The following is a 16,924-nucleotide window of genomic DNA, read 5'->3' as shown; positions in this document are numbered from 1 at the left end:
TCAAGTCTCTCTGAAGAAGCGCTGGATCGGCAGGACGACCAGCAGGATCAGGACGGTGAGGACGACAGCGAGGGCGCTGGCGAGACCGACCCGGGATTCGGTGAAGCCGAGTTGGTAGATCTGGACGCCGGGCACGGTGGTCGCGTAGCCGGGTCCGCCCTGGGTCGACATGAACACGATGTCGAAGCTGGCCAGGGCGGCGATGATGGTGACGGTGACGCAGACCCCGATCTCGGCCCGCAGGGCGGGAACGGTGACGCACCGGAAGGTGCTGAAGAAGCCGGCGCCGTCGAGCCGGGCGGCCTCGTAGATCGAGACGTCGATCTTCCCGATGCCGGCCATCAGCAGGATGGTGCAGAATCCGAGGCCGAGCCACGTGCCGATGACACCGACGGCGGGCAGGGCCCAGTCGAAGTCGCCGAGCCAGGAGCGGGTGAGCCCACCCAGGCCGACGGCCGAGAGCAGTTGGTTCACGGTGCCGTCGGTCGAGAACATCCACACCCAGGCGACCGCCGCGGCCGCGCCGGGAATGATCTGCGGCAGGAACAGCAACGTGCGGGCGAGGGTACCGAGGCCGCGGATGCGGATCTCCTGGAGCATGGCGGCGACGAGAAGGCCGCCGATCACCGGAAGAACGGTGAAGAACAAGATGAGGAAGAACGCGTGCCCGATCGAGGACAGCAACTGCGGGTCGGTGAGCACGCGGCGGTAGTTGCCGAGCCCCACCCAGCTGCCGACGGAGATGCCGTCCCAGTTGTAGAGGGAGTACCAGAGGGTGGCCAGCAGCGGCCGGAGGACGAAGACGGTGTACATCGCCGCGGCGGGCAGGACGAACAGCCACCCGGTCAGGGCTCGCCTGGCGCGGCGGCCCCGCCCCGGCCGGGTAGCGGCGCGATGCGGAAACGCCTGCGTGGGGGATGCCTGGGGGGCGTGTGCGGTAGAGGTCATCTCAGCAGGTCCTGCTCGTATGCGGATTGGACGGCGGCCATCATCTCGCCGGGTGTGGTGCGGCCGGCGACGAGCATCTGGACCTGCGGCAGCCAGGTGCCGGACATGCCGTTGGTGGCGTTCTGCACGAATTGGACCTGGCCGTCGGCGGCGACCAGTTCGTCGAAGGCCGCCTGGATCTCGGCGCCCAGCGATCCGGGTGCGGTGGCCGGGACCGGGCCGGTACCGGACGGGGCGAAGCCGGCGTCGACCACGACCTGCCGGCCGGCGTCGGAGCGGAGGAAGTCCAGGAAGGCCGCGGCGGCGTTCTTGTCGTCCGAGCCCGAGGGAATCGCGAAGTTCGACACCGGGTCGGACATGGCCGCCACGGGTGACCCGGCGGGCACGGGCGGAAGGGTGAAGCCGACGTTCTCGCCCATCTTGGCCTGCAGGGTCGCGGCATCCCAGTTCCCGGAGACATAGAACAGGGCCTCGCCCGCGGCGAACCGCCCGGCGGCGGCGGTGGCGTCGGTGCCGTTGGTGTCCGCGGGGAGGTAGCCCTTCGCTGCCCAGTCGGCCACCACCGCGGCCGCGTCGACCCCGGCGGGAGTGTCGAGGGTGGCGCCGGGCGCGTTGAAGACCCAGTCGTCGACCGCTTCCGGGCCGAGGGCGGTGTTCAGCATCATCTGGACCAGGAAGGTGACCTGCGAGCTCTTGTTGCCGGCCATGATCGGGACGAGTCCGGCAGCTTTCGCCGACGCCAGGGTCTGTTCGAACTCCGCGACGGTAGCGGGAGGCTCGGCCATCCCGATCCGGTCGGCGAGCTCCTTGTTGTAGTAGAAGCCGGTTACTGTGAACCCACTGGCCATCGTGTATTGCGGGCCGGTGCCGCGGACCCCGTTCGCATCGACCCGGTACATGGCCATCTGTCCCGGCGGTAGCGCGTTCCAGCCGTAGGCGTCGGCCCACGGATCGAGTTCCGTGAGCTGGCGGTTGGCTACCGCGGCGGGCAGTGCGATGATCCGCGCGATGTCCGGCGGATTCTCCGACGCGAGCACCCGGGGGCGTTGACGGCCTGCACGTCGTCGGGGTCGTAGCGCGGGGTGATGGTCACGTTCGGATGGCGCTCGGTGAACGCCGCGATCAGAGCCTCGTCGATCTTCTTCAACCCTGCACCGTCGTACAGGGTCAACTCGATCGGATCGGTGCCGAGATCGATGCTCACTGGCCCCGGATCAGTCGGTACGGTCGCGGTGTTGCCGCTGCCCGGCGGCGCGCACGCCACCACCGTCGGCAGGACCGCGGCGCCGGCGAGGGCTGCGAATCTGCGCGCCCACCGGGCCGGGGTCGAGTGGTGTGAGTTCATAACTCCTCCGCATTGAGATGCGCATCACATTTCGGAAGCGCTTCCGAAGCGTATGTCGGAAGCGCTTCCGAAATCAAGGGAGATCGGTCTACCATCGGGCTTGTGTCCAATCGACCTGCTTCGTTGAGCCTCAGCGACGTCGCCCGGGAGGCCGGGGTTTCGCTGACCACGGCCTCACGCGCCCTCAACGACTCGTACGGCGTCTCGGCGGCGACGAAGGCGAAGGTCCTCGCCACCGCCCGCCGTCTCGACTACGTCGTCTCCCCGGATGCGGTCCGCCTCGCCGGCGGCCCGACCCGACGGGTGGCGCTGGCGGTCCCCCACCTCGAGCGCTGGTTCTTCGGTGAGATGGTGAGCGGCATCGAGACGGTACTCTCCGCGGCCCACTTCGACCTGTTGCTGTACCAGGTCGGCGACGCCGACGACCGCCACGACTTCTTCACCCGGCTGCCCGCCCGACGAAAGGTCGACGCCGTCGTGGTGGTCGCATTCCCGGTCGACCAGCACGAACAGGAACGACTCGCGTTGATGGGCGTCAGCATCATCGCCGCCGGCGGCCAGAACGCCGACTACCCCTACGTGTGCATCGACGACTACCGCGCGGGCCGCCTGGCCGTCGATCACCTTCTGGAACTGGGCCACCGGCGTATCGCCATGATCGCCGCCCACGACCCGGACCAGCCCGGCTGGCCGGCCCGCTCCGGCCGCTCGGCGGCGTACGTCGATGCCCTGACCGAAGCCGGGATCGCGGTCGATCACACTCTCATCCGCGACGTCGACTGGGGCGGCCTCCACGCCGCCTCGGCGATGGCCGACATTCTCGACGCGAACCCGGAGCACGCCCCCACGGCTGTGTTCGCGCACAGCGACGAACTCGCCCTCGGCGCGATCAGAACCCTGCGCCGCAGGGGCCTGCGGATACCCGACGACGTCTCCGTGGTCGGAATCGACGATCATCCCCTCGCCGCACTCACCGACCTGACCACGGTGCACCAATCCGTCCGCGAGCAGGGCGAGATCGCCGCCCGCCTGGTCTTGGACACGCTGAATCCCGGCCCCACTGCGGACGGTGGCGTACCCACCTCCGTCACGGCCCCGGTCACACTCACCGTCCGCGCCAGCACCGGCCCGGCACCGGACCGGAGGCGCCCGCCTGCGGCGACCTCGGACGGCCCTTCGCGCCGAGAACACGACCGCCCGGCGGCCGAACATCCCCAGGAGACATGATGCGACTCGCCCTTCCCGACCACTGGGTCTGGGACAGTTGGATGGCCGACGACGGCACCGACTACCACCTGTTCTTCCTCCGCGCCTCGCGCGCCCTGCAGGACCGCGAACGCCGCCACTACCGTGCCACCATCGGACACGCGACGTCACGGGACGGCGCGCAATGGACCCTGACCGCCGACGCGTTGGCGCCCTCCGACGCCCCCGCTTTCGACGACCTCGCGACCTGGACCGGCTCCGTCGTCCGCGACACCGACGGACTCTGGAGCATGTTCTACACCGGCGTCAGCCGGGCCGAGAACGGCCTCACACAACGCATCGGCCGCGCCACCTCCTCGGACCTGCTCACCTGGACCAAGGACCCCGACCTCGTCCTCGAGGCCGACGGCCGCTGGTACGAACGCCTCGGCGAGGGAAGCTGGCCGGACGAGGCCTGGCGCGACCCCTACGTCTTCGAACACGCCGGTTGGTGGCACATGCTGATCACCGCCCGCGCCAACTCCGGCGATCCCGAGGGCCGCGCCGTCGTCGGCCACGCCACCAGCGAGGACCTGAGCAGCTGGCACGTCCGACCCCCACTCTCGACGCCCGCCGGATTCGGCGAGATGGAAGTCCTGCAAACGCACGTCGTCGACGGGAAACCGATCCTGGTGTTCTCCTGCGCACCCAAGAACACCAGCGTTCACGCCGAACACCAGTCCGGGACCTGGATCGCCGAAGGGCAGTCCCTGCTCGGGCCGTGGAAGATCACCGAGGCGGCGAACGTCGACACCACCGACCTGTACGCGGTGCAGATGCGGCGGACACGAGACGGCACCTGGACGACGTGGGGCTTCGACAACGGCCACGGACCGCAATTCGGCACCATCTCGTCCTCGAGCCGCGTGCCGCTCATCGACACCGCCAGTTCGACAACCACGCACTGACACCACCCGCACCACTCACCTCACTCACTCGGATCGTCCGGCACGTTCCTGCCGGTGGAGGGACTCACTTTTCTCATGGCAACCATCACGTACGACCACGCGACCCGGCTGTTCCCCGGTTCGGACAGCCCCGCGGTGGACCGGCTCGACCTGCACATCGAGGACGGCGAATTCCTCGTCCTGGTCGGCCCGTCCGGTTGCGGTAAGTCGACCTCGCTACGCATGCTCGCCGGTCTCGAGGACGTCGACGGCGGTCGCATCACCATCGGCGGCCGCGACGTCACGCACGCCGAGCCCAAGGAACGCGACATCGCAATGGTGTTCCAGAACTACGCCCTCTACCCGCACATGAGCGTCGCAGAGAACATGGGCTTCGCACTGAAACTCGCCGGTACCCACAAGGCCGAGATCCGACGCCGTGTGAGCGAGGCCGCCGACATGCTCGACCTCGGCGCGTATCTGGACCGTAAGCCGAAGGCGTTGTCGGGCGGCCAGCGGCAGCGAGTTGCCATGGGCCGCGCCATCGTCCGCCAGCCGCAGGTGTTCCTCATGGACGAGCCGCTGTCGAATCTCGACGCGAAGCTGCGGGTGCAGACCCGGACGCAGATCGCCAAGTTGCAGCGCCAGCTGGGCACGACGACCGTCTACGTCACGCACGACCAGGTCGAGGCGATGACGATGGGCGACCGGGTCGCGGTGCTCCGGGGCGGCGTCCTGCAGCAGTGCGCGAGCCCGCGCGAGTTGTACCGGCGGCCGACAAACGTCTTCGTTGCCGGTTTCATGGGCTCGCCCTCGATGAACCTGTTCACCGTGCCCGTCACCGACGGGGGGATCAGCTTCGGCGATCAGGTGATTCCGGTGCCGCGGGCCACGCTGTCGGCGGCCGGACGTGAGGTGGTGTTCGGGATCCGGCCCGAGCACGTCGAACTCGCCGACGACGGACTCGAACTCGAGATCGACGTGGTCGAGGAACTCGGTTCGGAAGCGTTCGTCTTCGGGCGCATCCGGGTGGGCGCACGGCACGAACCGATTGTGGCCAGGGTCGACTGGCGAAACCCACCGGCGAAGGGGCAGGTCGTGCACGTGCGCATCGACCCGTCGCACGTCCACGTCTTTGCCACCACTCCCGGCGGCGCACGACTGTCGCAGTAGGCGCCGCAGCGAGCAAGCTCGGCACCGCGCTGTCGCCACCTTCGACAGGCTGCTCACCGTCGATGATGCTCATCTCGTCTCGAGTGACCGACCATCGGGATGCGAGTGACCATCGAGACTCGGGCGCTACAGCTTGGTCAGCGCGTCGCCCTTGTGCATCGCGATGTGATCGGTCTTGTCGCTCTTGATCTCGTACTGAGGGTGACTTTCGGAGCACCGCCGAGTACGTCCTTTGAACTCCACGTCCTCGGTGTGCTTCTTGACGATGACGCCCTCGACGTATCCGGCTTCGGAGTTCCATCGGACATGGTCGCCGACGGAGAAGTCAGTCGCCACAGCCCCTCCCTGGTCTGGATGCTGGTTCCGGAGATGCTACCCGGTGCACGGTTTCGGCGACGGCATCGCAAGGCCACCGCCGCTCGCCGGCGACCTCCCCGCGAGCGCGGTTCGGGCACCGGATCACCGGGTCGCGTGCAGGTTCCGGGCGGTCGGCGAGGTCTCGACCGTCGCCGGGTCCGGTTCGGTGCCGAGAATCCGGTCGGCGGTGCCGGCGGTGGTGACGGTGAACCAGTAGTGCTCGTTCTTGAAATGGTGGTGCCGATGATGACGCCACACCGCGCGGTAGGGCCGCGAGCCGGGTCGGTAGTCCGTGTGGATGAGGTAGTGCGTCCACTCGTAGATCGAGCCCAGGACACCGAGGGTCACGAGGAACGTCAGTCCCAGTCCGGGCCTGGGGAAGACGAGCCACGCGACGAGGACGAGCACCGGCAACAGCCACGCCAGGGTCTGCCAGGGGATGAAGACCAGCGGCACGTCGCGCGGGTCGCTGTGGTGTTCGCGGTGCTTGCGGGCCAGCAGCGAATCGAGCGTCAGCCGACCGACCCGGCGTGGCCGCCAGTGCAGGATGCCGACGTGGATGACCCACTCCACCAGCGGGAACACCAGCAGGGCGACCAGTGGGACCAACGCGTCCGTGACCTGCCAGTCGCCGACGAGGACCCGTGCGACGACCGCGGCGGCGAGCATTGCGCCGATCATCCACGGCGACGGGTGCCGCACGAACTCGGCGGCGGCGTCCCGCAGGCCCATCGAGGCGCGACGGCCCCGCCCTTCGGTCCGATTCGTGCTCATGTCCGGTTCCTCGCATCTCCGTGTTCGGCGTGCTCGATGGCGGTGGTCAGGGCCGACGTGCCCAGGTCGAGCAGTTCGCCGGCACTGCGTTCGGCGCCGTCCTGGTCGCGCGCGACGATGGCGCCGGCGAGCCGTTCGTAGAGGTCGGCGCGTCCGACCTCGGCGATCAGCACCCCGGCCATCGCGGTCATGGCCGGCTCGTACGCGTTGCGCAGGCTGTTGAAGATCAGCCGGAACGCGAGGGAGTCGGCGGCGTCGACGACGTGTTCCCAGAATCCGAGGGCGGCGACCTGCAATGCGACGGGGTCGTCCCCCGCGGCGAGACGTGCCACGGACTCGCGCAGTCGGAGTTCCGTCTCTTCGGTCGCGCGGGCGGCCGCGAGCCGGGCGACCTGGCGGCCGATGAGTTGCCGGGCTTCGAGGACGCTGCGGACGACGTCCCAGTCGGGTCGCCCGTCGCGCACGAGCAGTCGCGGGAGCAGTTCCGGCCCGGCCTGGGTGCGGAAGTCCCGTACCGAGGTGGCCTCCCCTTGACGCACCTCCACCAGGCCGGCGTGTGCGAGCCGGGAAATAGCTTCGCGGACAGCGGGCCTCGACACTCCGAAGGCCTCGGCGAGGTGGCGCTCACTCGGCAACGACGCCCCGGCGGCGAGATCGCCGCCGAGCACGCGGGCGGCGATCTGGTCGTACACCTCACCGGAGGCGGACTTGCGGGTGATCGGCTCGAACATCACGACCCGACCGTAGGCCACCGTCCGGACAGAGGTCAAGTGGTAAGACCAGTTCCCTTTGCGGCCGAATGTCACATTCCATCGGTCAGACCGACGGAATGTGACATTCGGCCACCCGGAGTGGTCAGCTGAAGCCCATCACCTGGTCGCCCCACACCTCACGCAGCACCTTGTCGGGGTCCGGGACGAGGGTGTCGGTGTTGTCGATCAGCAGGGTCATGCGCTTGTCGGTGTCGTACGGCGCCCAGTGCCGGGATCCGTCCAGGGCGGCCGGCACGCCGTGGTGCGCGAAGGCGAGCCAGCGACGCTGGATCCGGCCCGAGATCGTCGTCGCAGCCTTGCGGCCACCGAGCCAGAACGTAGGGTCACGATCGAGCGTCCCGAAATTGCCGAAGACGTACGGCAGTTCGGTGGCGTGACCGGCACCGATCCGCGCCGCCTTGAGCATCGGGGTCGCATGGTCGAACCGGTACACCCACGTCGGCGAGTGGGCGCTGTGCGCGTCGGCGATCCACACCACCGGCATCCGGAACCCGGCGTCGCGCGAAAGAGCCATTGCCCCCGACGTTTTCGTGACATCCGGATACGCGGAGATGATCTCCGCGATGCGGTCCGGCGGCAATTCCGGGTGATCCTCGGCGAGCGCGTCGAGCATCGCCTGCACGGAGGCATCGCTCACCGGCATCAACGGGGACTTCATGAAGCGGAAGATCGACGGCTCGTCCTTGTTGGAGCCGATGATCAGGGGGATCCGGTGCGCGAGCCCCTTCTGGAACGCCGCCACCGGGTACTTCGGCACCAGGTCGCGGTCGACCACGGGCGCCATCGCGAGCGTGCCGGGGAACTTCGTGGGAATCTCCCCGACGAGCACGTCGCCCGCGTCGGTCAGCGTCTCGTGCGGCATGTCCCGCAGCGCCCACACCCGCGCCGGGGTGAGGTCGAGGATCTCGAGGAACCGCTCGGCGACCCGGGCGGCCCGCTCGGACCCGTACGCCGACGTCGCCGGCGGACTCTGCGCGATGGCCCGGTGGAACAGCCCCTCCGCGCGGGGCACGGTCATCAGGGTGGTCAGCGACCCACCGCCCGACGACTCGCCGAACACGGTGACCCGGTCGGGGTCGCCCCCGAACGCGGAGATGCAGTCGCGTACCCACTCGAGGGCGGCGATCTGATCCCGCAGTCCCACATTGGATTCGAAGGTAGTTCCGGCGGTGGAGAACGACGAGAAGTCGAGGAAGCCGAGCGCACCGAGCCGATAGTTGACCGTCACCACGACGACGTCGCCGCGCTCGGCGAGCAACCGTCCGTCGTAGATCCGCTGCCCCGAGTAGCCGAGGACGTAGGCACCGCCGTGGATCCACACCATCACCGGCCGCGGCTCCCCGTCCGGCTCCGGCGCCCAGATGTTCAGCGAGAGGCAGTCCTCACCGATCGTCAGCCCCGGATCGATGGGGATCGGGTTGTTGCGTCCCTGCGGCGCGATGGGCCCGAAGCGCCGCGCGTCGAGCACGTCGGTCCACGGCTCCGGCGGTTCGGGGGCGCGGAACCGGAGGTCACCGGACGTCGGCGCGGCGTACGGGACGCCCTTCCACGTGTAGACGGAGCCGTCGCGGTAGCCGCGTACGTCGCCGTACTTGCAGCCGACGATGAGCGTCTCGGCGTCCACGGTCCCTCCCGAACGAACGGTCTGGGGCCAAGGTACCAACAACAGACAGGTTGCATGCGGACCCCGCCGACCCGGGCGACGGAGGCAGTCTGCGCCGAGTGCTATCGTCGGCTCCGTAGACACGGGGTGCTCCGCACATGCGCGGGGCTGAGATCACACCCGTCGAACCTGATCAGGTAATGCTGACGAAGGGATGTCCTGGCATGACCATGCCTGCCCGCGCGTCGGTCCCGGCAGGGACCGACCGCTTCACCGATCTGCTGTGGGACCGGACCAAGGTCCTGCGCGAGTCCATCGACGACCTCGAGTTCCTGCGCCGCCTCGGCGACGGGACGCTGCCGCTCGACGCGTTCCGCTTCTACATCGAGCAGGACGCCCTGTACCTCGCCGGGTACGCCAAGGCACTCGCCCTCCTCGCGGCGAAGGCCCCGGACCCGGGCACCGCCGCGTTCTGGGCGAACAGCGCGGCCACGGCCGCCACCGAGGAATCCGCCCTGCACCGGGGGCTGCTCACCGGCGGGGTCCTGCCGCCTGCCGAGGGCGCCCCCGCGCACTCGCCCGCCTGCCTCGGTTACGTCTCCTATCTCACCGCCACCGTCGCCACCGACCCGTATCCAGTCGGCGCCGCCGCGGTACTCCCCTGTTTCTGGATCTACGCCGAGGTCGGCCGCGATCTCGCCGTCCGCGCCGCCGACGTGCTCGCCGCGGATCCCGCCCACCCCTACGCCCAGTGGGTCACCACCTACGACGCGCCCGAGTTCCACGCCGCGGTCGCCGGCGCCCGCGACCTCGTCGACGCCGCGGCGGCGGCCGCCACCGACGTCGAGCGCGACGCCATGGCCGAGGCGTTCACCATCGCCACGCGCTACGAGCTGCTGTTCTGGGACACCGCGCTCAACACCCAGGAGTGGCCGGCCTCATGACCACGCTCCCTCGGCTGCGCCGCCGGTTCACCGTCCTGGCCGCCGTCACCGCCGCGCTGCTGCTCACCGCGTCCTGCGCCGGGAACAGCGACGATTCCGGTGACACCATCCGATTCGCCCTGGACTGGACGCCGAACACCAACCACACCGGCCTGTACGTCGCCCAGCAGGAGGGCCTGTTCGCCGACGCCGGTCTCGACGTCGAGTTCCTGCCCTACAACAACACCACCCCGGACACCCTCGTCGATGCCGGCAACGCCGAGTTCGGCATCTCCACGCAGGCGCAGGCGACGTTCTCCCGGGCGGCCGGCTCGCGCACCGTCTCGGTGCTCGCGCCGCTGCAGCACTGGGCGACCGGCATCGCCGTCAAGGCCGACCGCGCCGACCTGACCCGGCCCGCGGACCTCGACTCCCGCACCTACGCCGGCTTCGGCGACCCGGGCGACGAGGAGACGCTCGCCCAGGTGATCCGCAACGACGGCGGGCGCGGCGACTTCACCTCCGTCACCCTCGGCACCTCCGCCTACGAGGCCGTGTACTCCGGCACCGCCGACTTCACCGTCTCCTACCTGGCGTGGGAGGGCATCGAGGCCGAGCACCGCGGGCTGCCGATGCGGTACTTCCGCTACACCGACTACGGGTTCCCCGACGCCTACGCGATCGTGATCGACGGCAACGAGGACTGGCTGGCCGAACACCCGGACCAGGCCCGCGCGTTCGTGCAGGCCGTCCAGCGCGGCTACGAGATCGCCGCGCAGGATCCCGACCGCGGCGCGCGCGCCCTGATCGAGGCCAACCCGGGGGCGTTCTCCGACGAGGAACTCGTCTACGAGAGTCAGCGGATGCTGTCGGCCGATTACATGCGCGACGAGAACGGCCGTGTCGGCACCCTCACCCTCGAGCGATGGACCGGGTACTCCCGGTTCCTGTTCGAGAAGGGCCTGCTCGCCGGTCCCGACGGCGCACCGTTGACCACCGAGCCGGACTGGTCGACCTACTTCACCGATGACTACCTCACGCCCTGACCCGACCCGGAACCCCTGGCTGCGGCGCGTCGCCCCGGCCGCGGTGACCGTCGCCGCGCTGGCCCTCGGTTGGCAGCTGTACGTGGCGGTCAGCGGCATCCGCCCGCAGGTGCTGCCCTCCCCCGCCCGGGTCCTCGGGCAGGGGTGGGCGCACCGCGCCGACATCGCCGGTCACGCCTGGTCGACCCTGCAGGTCACGCTCGTCGGCTTCGCGGTGTCCCTGGCGGTCGCCTGGGCCCTGGCGATCGTCGTGGACTTCTCGCCGTGGCTGCGCCGCGCCCTGGTGCCGTTGTTCGTGGTGTCGCAGACCCTGCCGATCATCGCGATCGCGCCGCTGATGATCATCTGGTTCGGCTTCGGGCTGCTGCCGAAGATCCTGGTGATCGCGCTCGCCACGTTCTTCCCCATGGCGATCGGCCTGATCGAGGGCTTCGCCGCCGCGGACCGGGAGGCGGGCGCGTTGCTGCGCAGCATGGGTGCCTCGCGCCGTCAGGAGTTCCGATACGTGCGGCTCCCCTCGGCGCTGCCCCGATTCTTCACGGCGCTGCGCATCGGGATCACCTACGCCGTGGTCGGTGCGGTCTTCGCCGAGTACGTCGGCGCCACGTCGGGACTCGGGATCTACATGAGCACCCAGAAGAACTCGTTCCGGACCGATCTGGTGCTGGCGGCGGTGCTCGTCACCGCGATGCTCTCACTCGCGCTGTACCTGCTCACCTACGCCGCGGAGCGGGTGGTGGCGCCGTGGGCGCTGGCGACGAGGAGCCCCCGGTGAACGCCGTCGCCGTCACCGGCGTGCACAAGGCGTTCGGTGGGCGCACCGTGCTCGACGGCGCCGAGTTCGCGGTGGCCGAGGGCGAGTTCGTCTCGCTCATCGGTCCGAGCGGCTGCGGCAAGTCCACCCTGTTCGGGTTGATCGCCGGCCTCGACGTGCCCGACACCGGCGCCGTCACGGTCGCCGGGCGGCCGGCCGCACCGGGACGGGCCGCGCTGATGCCGCAGAAGGATCTGCTGTTTCCGTGGCGCAGTGTGCTCGACAACTGCGCGCTCGGCCTCGAGGTCCAGGGCACACCCCGCGGTGAGGCGCGGGACCGGGCACGGAAGTTGTTCCCCGCCTTCGGTCTCGCCGGTTTCGAGGATGCCGCCCCGCGGCAGCTCTCGGGTGGGATGCGGCAGCGCGCGGCGCTCGCGCGGACGGTGCTGCAGGGCCGCGACGTGCTGCTGCTGGACGAACCGTTCGGCGCGCTGGATTCGCTGACCCGCACCGAGATGCAGTTGTGGTTGCAGCAGGTGTGGCAGCGGGACCGCTGGACGGTGCTGATGATCACCCACGACGTGCGGGAGGCGCTGCTGCTGTCGGATCGGGTGCTGGTGCTCACCCCCCGCCCGGCGCGGGTGTGCCACGAGGTGTCGGTGCCGCTGCCGCGTCCCCGCGGTCTGGACACGCTGACGTCACCGGAGTTCGTGGCGCTCGAGGGGGAACTCGTCGACGTCCTGCACAGCACGGGGGCGCGCGGCTCGACACCGCAGGACTCGTGCGACTCGACACCGCAGGACTCGCGCGGCTCGTCGCTGCGGGACTGATGCCCTCACGAAATATCGAGTGCAAGTTCGAGTTCCGCGAGGGCGTCCTCGAGATGCCCGAGCAGTCGCTGCAGCGCGGGGACGGTGCGGCGGCACCCGACGACGCCGAAGTCGACGGTGTCCGCGGTGTTGGTCAGCGTGATGTTGAGTGCCTGACCGCTGAGCACGACCGATACCGGGTAGATCCCGTCGAGCCGGGATCCGCCGCGGTACACCGGTTCCCGCGGTCCCGGCACGTTGGAGATGATGAGGTTGAACGGTGGCGGCGCCAGGGCGACCGCGCCCGAGATGGGCGCCAGCGCGAGTCCGGCGATGTTGAGCGCCGACCACACCGTCGCCTGCAGCGGTGTCATGCCGCCGAACAGGGTTTTGCCCTCCGCCATCGAGTCGCTGACCGTCGACAGCCGGGTGAGCGGGTCCTCGAGATGGGTGCCGAGGTTGCACAGCGTGACCCCGACGCTGTTGCCGCCCGAGCCCGATTCGGGGGTGTCCTTCGCGCGTAGCGACACCGGGACCATCGCGATGAGCGGGGTCTCGGGCAGCGCCTGCCGTTCGAGGAGGTACGCGCGGATGGCCCCGGCGCACATGGCGACGACGACGTCGTTGCTCGACACGCCGGCCGCGCGCCGCACCCGAGTGATGCGTGCGCGGCTCCAGGACTGCGCCGCGAAACGTCGCGTGCCGTCGATCGGGACGTTGAACATCGACCGCGGGGCCTCGTACGGCAGTGCGACGCGGCGGCCGCCGAGCACGGTCCGCGCGATCCGCAGCGCAACGGGCGCCGCGCCGATCACGTCGCCGGCCACGGAGCGCACCGTACCAATGGTCGACGTCCGCTCTGCGGTCCCGGATCCGTTCCCGGATCGGGGGCGGGGCGGCAGGTGCCACGGCGCCGGGAAGTCGCGCACGCTCGGGTCGGCGGTGTAGGTGCGTTGCAGCAGCCGCAGCCCGGAGACCCCGTCGAGCAGCGCGTGGTGCATCTTCGTGTAGACGGCGAACCGGCCGTCGGCGAGCCCTTCGATCACGTGCGCTTCCCACAGGGGCCGGTGCCGGTCGAGCAGCCCACTGTGCAGGCGGGAGACGAGGGTGAACAGTTCGCGGATCCGCCCCGGTGCCGGCAACGCCGAGTGCCGGACGTGGTACTCGAGATCGATCTCGTCGTCGACGGTCCACCAGGTGTAGCCGAGACTCGACACCGGATCGGCCGGTCGCTTGCGGAACAGCTCGTCGACGTGCGCGTCGGCGACGAGCCGGTTGTAGAGGTCGGTGACGTACCCCGGACCGGCGTCGGGCGGCGGGGTGAACAGTTCCAGCGAACCGAAGTGCATCGGGCGCTCCCGCGACTCGGCGAGCAGGAACATCGAGTCCGTCACCGGCATGTACCCCACGGGGACTGCCCCCTTTCGTCCGCCGTCGCATGCTGGGATGGATCGTACGTCGGCCCCGCGCATGCCGTACCGAATCGGTAACAGAAAGGCCCGCGACCTGCGAAAACCTCGATGTCCGGTCTCCATCGAGTCACGGTGCTTCGCCCCGGCGGATCGTCGTCGTACTGTCGATCAACCGACCCGGACGAACGTTGCGAAAGCCACGGCGGAAGGGCCGCGGAGGACGAGCCGGAGCCGACGACGAGAGCAGCTCCGCCCGAGCGGACGAGGACGAGGAGGCCCCGATGACGAGCACCGCGTCGAACCATCCTTCGTTGTCGTATCCGCCCGTGCCGCGGCCGGTGCTGCGGCGTGAGATCGCCGGGGTGAGCATGCCGTCGCAGGCCCTGACGTTCTCGGTGCGCAGCACCGTCAAGCCGGTCATCGACGCGTGGGCGCGTGCCCCGCACCTGCCCTGGCCGACGGGCGTGGTCGACCGGCTCGCGTTCCCCCTCAAGCCGGTCCCCGGCACGCACCGGCATCCGGTGCGGCTGCCGTCCTGCCGCGCCGAGTTCCTCGCCGCCCCGGGTGCCGACGGCGCCACCGCGATCCTGTACCTGCACGGCGGGGCGTTCCTGGTGTGCGGGCTGGCCACCCACCGGCAGATGGTCTCCCGCATCTCGTCGGCGGCCGGGGCTCCCGTGCTCAGCGTCGCCTACCGCATGCTGCCGGGGCACCCGATCGAGAGCGCGGTCGAGGACGGCATCGAGGGGCTGCGGTGGTTGATGGCGCACGGCTACCCGGCGGAGCGCATCGTGGTGGCCGGCGACTCGGCGGGCGGATTCCTCACCTTCCAGGTGACGCTCGCGGCGCTGCGGCTCGGTCTCGGCCGTCCGGCCGGCAACGTGGCGCTCTCGCCGCTGACCGACCTCGACACTCGCGGCAAGCTCGCGCATCCCAATTCGTATCGGTGCGCCCTGTTCCCGCGCCGCGCCGTTCCGGCCCTGGCCGACGTGATCGCCCGCATCGACGCCGCCGCCGGTGGGTCGGGCCCGCGTGCGGTGTCGCCGGTCGACGCCGACCTGACCGCGATGCCCCCCACCCTCATCCAGACCGGTTCGGAGGAGATGACGTACGTCGACGCCGAGCTGATGGCCGAACGTCTCGCGAGCGCGGGCGTGCACTGCGAACTGCAGGTGTGGGAGCGGCAGGTGCACGTGTTCCAGGCCGCGGCGGGCATCGTGCCCGAGGCGGGACGGGCCGTCGCTTCGATCGGGGTGTTCGTCCGCAGCCTGGACTGACGGGTCGGCCGGAGGGGGGCGCCGACTACGACCCCCCGAGTGGCCGGACGTCCCGGGCCCCGCAACCGCGCGATGCTGCCCGCGCGGCGCCTGTCGGTCCCCCCGGCTAGTGTCTTCACACGGTCCCGCGACCGCGGAAAGGGGGTGGATCGTGACCGACACCGAGAGCCGATTCGACCGCGACGTCGACCGGTCCTGGAGCGAATTCCGGGCACGTCTCGCCGACCATGTGGCATCGATGCGCGACGGCGACGGGCTGGTCCTCGAACCGCTCGTCGAGGAGGACACCGGCCCCGCCGGACCGTGCGTGCAGTTCTACGCGTGGGGTGAGGGCCAGGTCCGGTGCGAGGTGCCGTCCAATGCCCACCTCGACCCCGATCGTCGTCTCCGGCCGGGCGACGAGGCGCTGCTCGCCGAGCTGGGCTGGCGCGAACCGTCCCGGGGACCCGAAGACCCGGAGGACGGCGGGTCGCCCGCCTACTGGATGGACCGGCCCGCGGCGTGGGCCGACCAGCTCGCGGCCGTCGCGGTGACGGCGCTGCGCCGGGTGTGGGGGGTGCCGCATCCGCTGTTCCTGCGCACCGAGACGTTCGGCACCGGACGGGCCGACTTCGAACTGCCCCCGCCGGCCGAGGAGATCCCGCCGCAGGCTGCGCTCCCCCTCGCCGTCGAGACGGCGGGCGAGGACCATGTCCGCGAGCTGATCGAGTCGACGCTGCGCGAGCGGATCGGCGACGTCCCGCTGTGGGACGAGGACGGCGATCTGGCGGTTCGGGTCGCGGGGATGCTCGTGTTCGTCGGCGTCGGGCCGCACGAGCGCACCGTCGACGTGTTCGCCCCGATCGTCCACCACATCACCGGACGTACCCGCGCCGCCGAGGTCGTCGCCGACCTCAACCGGCGGTGGCCGCACCTGAAGTTCGTGCTGGTCGAGGACCGGGTCGCGGTGGCGGCGCACCTGCCCGCGTCGCCGTTCGTGCCGGCCCACCTGCTGGCCACACTCGACCTGGTCGCGCAGTTCCTCGAGGGGCTGGACGAGGGGTTCGGCACCAGCCTCGGCGGCGAGCTGCTGCACGAGACCGACCACGACTGTGTGCCGCCGCCCGCGGACGAGCTGCCGCCGTGGACGACCGAGTCCGAGGCGGATCTTCCGTTGACGCTGCTGGCACTGCGCGACCTCCATCTCGACGGAGAGGTGTCGGTCGAGCCCCGCACGGTGGCCCGCATGGCCGACGACGAACCGGACCAGTTGCTGCGTTTCCTGCGGCTGAGTGTGGACGCGCAGGTGTGCTGGCAGGCCGAGGCGATGGGCCGCGCCGCGGCGGGGGACGACGCCGGTACCGCGCGGGCCGAGGCGAAGGCGCGGGAATGGGAATCGACCTGCCGCTCGCTCACCGCAGCGATGCGGCTGCTCGTGCCCCCGGCCGGCAGCACCGGGAAGCGCCGGCGCCGGCGCCGGTCGTCCCCTCCCGAGCAGACCGAGCTGTTCGAGAACCCGGACGAGCCCACGCTGTTCGACGAACTCTCCGACTGAGCACCTCGGGCGGGCGTGCCGCTGCCGCGGGACGGATGGCTGCCGACGCGGCGATCCGCGCCGC

Annotated in this window: 17 protein-coding genes and 1 riboswitch; of the genes, 9 read left to right on the top strand and 8 right to left on the bottom strand. The window is 70.4% G+C overall.

Features of this window, described 5'->3' with window-relative positions; genetic code table 11:
• Genes ACM26Y_RS08900 through ACM26Y_RS08890 form a run of 3 tightly spaced genes read right to left on the bottom strand, consistent with a single transcriptional unit; the run spans position 1 to position 2,293 of the window.
• Positions 1–948 carry a carbohydrate ABC transporter permease gene (locus ACM26Y_RS08900; protein ID WP_003935186.1) on the bottom strand — a complete coding sequence of 316 codons (948 nt, stop codon included), beginning with the start codon at positions 946–948 and terminating at the stop codon, positions 1–3.
• A complete protein-coding gene (locus ACM26Y_RS08895; protein ID WP_416063249.1) occupies positions 945–1,985 on the bottom strand; it encodes an extracellular solute-binding protein in 1,041 nt (346 codons plus the stop codon). The genes ACM26Y_RS08900 and ACM26Y_RS08895 overlap by 4 nt, the downstream gene beginning before the upstream one ends.
• Positions 1,925–2,293: a hypothetical protein gene (locus ACM26Y_RS08890; protein WP_416063248.1), complete on the bottom strand. Its 369-nt coding sequence runs from the start codon at positions 2,291–2,293 to the stop codon at positions 1,925–1,927. Before ACM26Y_RS08890 ends, ACM26Y_RS08895 begins: the two co-directional genes overlap by 61 nt.
• A 102-nt stretch (positions 2,294–2,395) precedes the next feature.
• Between ACM26Y_RS08890 and ACM26Y_RS08885 the strand changes: the two genes are divergently transcribed.
• The 3 genes from ACM26Y_RS08885 to ACM26Y_RS08875 all read left to right on the top strand — a co-directional run bounded on the left by ACM26Y_RS08885 (position 2,396) and on the right by ACM26Y_RS08875 (position 5,598).
• The gene (locus ACM26Y_RS08885) at positions 2,396–3,520 is read left to right on the top strand and encodes a LacI family DNA-binding transcriptional regulator (RefSeq protein ID WP_416063247.1); all 1,125 of its coding nucleotides are present in this window, start codon (positions 2,396–2,398) and stop codon (positions 3,518–3,520) included.
• The gene (locus ACM26Y_RS08880) at positions 3,517–4,446 is read left to right on the top strand and encodes a glycoside hydrolase family 68 protein (RefSeq protein WP_416063246.1); all 930 of its coding nucleotides are present in this window, start codon (positions 3,517–3,519) and stop codon (positions 4,444–4,446) included. Before ACM26Y_RS08885 ends, ACM26Y_RS08880 begins: the two co-directional genes overlap by 4 nt.
• A gap of 75 nt (positions 4,447–4,521) precedes the next feature.
• The gene (locus tag ACM26Y_RS08875) at positions 4,522–5,598 is read left to right on the top strand and encodes an ABC transporter ATP-binding protein (RefSeq protein WP_416063245.1); all 1,077 of its coding nucleotides are present in this window, start codon (positions 4,522–4,524) and stop codon (positions 5,596–5,598) included.
• 126 nt (positions 5,599–5,724) lie between these two features.
• Here ACM26Y_RS08875 and ACM26Y_RS08870 read toward each other — a convergent pair whose 3' ends face one another.
• From ACM26Y_RS08870 to ACM26Y_RS08855, 4 genes are all read right to left on the bottom strand, one after another.
• On the bottom strand, positions 5,725–5,934 hold the full coding sequence (locus ACM26Y_RS08870) for a DUF2945 domain-containing protein (RefSeq protein ID WP_416063244.1): 210 nt from the start codon (positions 5,932–5,934) through the stop codon (positions 5,725–5,727).
• Positions 5,935–6,057: 123 nt separating this feature from the next.
• Positions 6,058–6,729 carry a sterol desaturase family protein gene (locus ACM26Y_RS08865; protein ID WP_416063243.1) on the bottom strand — a complete coding sequence of 224 codons (672 nt, stop codon included), beginning with the start codon at positions 6,727–6,729 and terminating at the stop codon, positions 6,058–6,060.
• On the bottom strand, positions 6,726–7,460 hold the full coding sequence (locus ACM26Y_RS08860; RefSeq protein ID WP_416063644.1) for a FadR/GntR family transcriptional regulator: 735 nt from the start codon (positions 7,458–7,460) through the stop codon (positions 6,726–6,728). Before ACM26Y_RS08860 ends, ACM26Y_RS08865 begins: the two co-directional genes overlap by 4 nt.
• Positions 7,461–7,584: 124 nt before the next feature.
• Complete coding sequence (locus tag ACM26Y_RS08855) at positions 7,585–9,126, bottom strand: carboxylesterase/lipase family protein (RefSeq protein WP_371384014.1); 1,542 nt, start codon at positions 9,124–9,126, stop codon at positions 7,585–7,587.
• 112 nt (positions 9,127–9,238) lie between these two features.
• Positions 9,239–9,337: riboswitch (TPP riboswitch) on the top strand.
• On the opposite strand from ACM26Y_RS08855, the gene ACM26Y_RS08850 reads away from it, so the two are divergent.
• The 4 genes from ACM26Y_RS08850 (at position 9,330) to ACM26Y_RS08835 (ending at position 12,658) form a co-directional block, all read left to right on the top strand.
• Complete coding sequence (locus ACM26Y_RS08850; RefSeq protein WP_289380234.1) at positions 9,330–10,049, top strand: TenA family protein; 720 nt, start codon at positions 9,330–9,332, stop codon at positions 10,047–10,049. Its footprint overlaps the riboswitch before it by 8 nt.
• Positions 10,046–11,074: an ABC transporter substrate-binding protein gene (locus tag ACM26Y_RS08845; RefSeq protein WP_289380236.1), complete on the top strand. Its 1,029-nt coding sequence runs from the start codon at positions 10,046–10,048 to the stop codon at positions 11,072–11,074. Before ACM26Y_RS08850 ends, ACM26Y_RS08845 begins: the two co-directional genes overlap by 4 nt.
• The gene (locus ACM26Y_RS08840) at positions 11,055–11,849 is read left to right on the top strand and encodes an ABC transporter permease (protein WP_416063242.1); all 795 of its coding nucleotides are present in this window, start codon (positions 11,055–11,057) and stop codon (positions 11,847–11,849) included. Before ACM26Y_RS08845 ends, ACM26Y_RS08840 begins: the two co-directional genes overlap by 20 nt.
• Entirely contained in the window at positions 11,846–12,658 is an 813-nt protein-coding gene (locus ACM26Y_RS08835; RefSeq protein ID WP_416063241.1) for an ABC transporter ATP-binding protein, read from the top strand. Before ACM26Y_RS08840 ends, ACM26Y_RS08835 begins: the two co-directional genes overlap by 4 nt.
• 5 nt (positions 12,659–12,663) lie before the next feature.
• Here the strand turns inward: ACM26Y_RS08835 and ACM26Y_RS08830 are convergent, their stop codons facing one another.
• The gene (locus ACM26Y_RS08830) at positions 12,664–14,046 is read right to left on the bottom strand and encodes a WS/DGAT/MGAT family O-acyltransferase (RefSeq protein ID WP_416063240.1); all 1,383 of its coding nucleotides are present in this window, start codon (positions 14,044–14,046) and stop codon (positions 12,664–12,666) included.
• Between the two features lie 284 nt (positions 14,047–14,330).
• On the opposite strand from ACM26Y_RS08830, the gene ACM26Y_RS08825 reads away from it, so the two are divergent.
• A complete protein-coding gene (locus ACM26Y_RS08825) occupies positions 14,331–15,326 on the top strand; it encodes an alpha/beta hydrolase (RefSeq protein ID WP_416063239.1) in 996 nt (331 codons plus the stop codon).
• A gap of 151 nt (positions 15,327–15,477) precedes the next feature.
• Positions 15,478–16,860: a T3SS (YopN, CesT) and YbjN peptide-binding chaperone 1 gene (locus ACM26Y_RS08820; RefSeq protein WP_416063238.1), complete on the top strand. Its 1,383-nt coding sequence runs from the start codon at positions 15,478–15,480 to the stop codon at positions 16,858–16,860.
• Positions 16,861–16,924: the final 64 nt, after the last annotated feature.

The organism is Rhodococcus indonesiensis, from assembly GCF_047782815.1.
GTDB lineage: Bacteria > Actinomycetota > Actinomycetes > Mycobacteriales > Mycobacteriaceae > Rhodococcus > Rhodococcus indonesiensis.
Note: the sequence above shows the minus strand (reverse complement) of the source record. Positions and strands in the feature narration are given on the sequence as shown.

Excerpts from the sequence above, each read along its gene's own strand:
- ACM26Y_RS08900 (WP_003935186.1), bottom strand. The coding sequence starts at position 948 with ATGACCTCTACCGCACACGCCCCCCAGGCATCCCCCACGCAGGCGTTT.
- ACM26Y_RS08890 (WP_416063248.1), bottom strand. The coding sequence starts at position 2,293 with ATGAACTCACACCACTCGACCCCGGCCCGGTGGGCGCGCAGATTCGCA.
- ACM26Y_RS08880 (WP_416063246.1), top strand. The coding sequence starts at position 3,517 with ATGATGCGACTCGCCCTTCCCGACCACTGGGTCTGGGACAGTTGGATG.
- ACM26Y_RS08875 (WP_416063245.1), top strand. The coding sequence starts at position 4,522 with ATGGCAACCATCACGTACGACCACGCGACCCGGCTGTTCCCCGGTTCG.
- ACM26Y_RS08865 (WP_416063243.1), bottom strand. The coding sequence starts at position 6,729 with ATGAGCACGAATCGGACCGAAGGGCGGGGCCGTCGCGCCTCGATGGGC.
- ACM26Y_RS08860 (WP_416063644.1), bottom strand. The coding sequence starts at position 7,460 with ATGTTCGAGCCGATCACCCGCAAGTCCGCCTCCGGTGAGGTGTACGAC.
- ACM26Y_RS08850 (WP_289380234.1), top strand. The coding sequence starts at position 9,330 with ATGACCATGCCTGCCCGCGCGTCGGTCCCGGCAGGGACCGACCGCTTC.
- ACM26Y_RS08845 (WP_289380236.1), top strand. The coding sequence starts at position 10,046 with ATGACCACGCTCCCTCGGCTGCGCCGCCGGTTCACCGTCCTGGCCGCC.
- ACM26Y_RS08840 (WP_416063242.1), top strand. The coding sequence starts at position 11,055 with ATGACTACCTCACGCCCTGACCCGACCCGGAACCCCTGGCTGCGGCGC.
- ACM26Y_RS08825 (WP_416063239.1), top strand. The coding sequence starts at position 14,331 with ATGACGAGCACCGCGTCGAACCATCCTTCGTTGTCGTATCCGCCCGTG.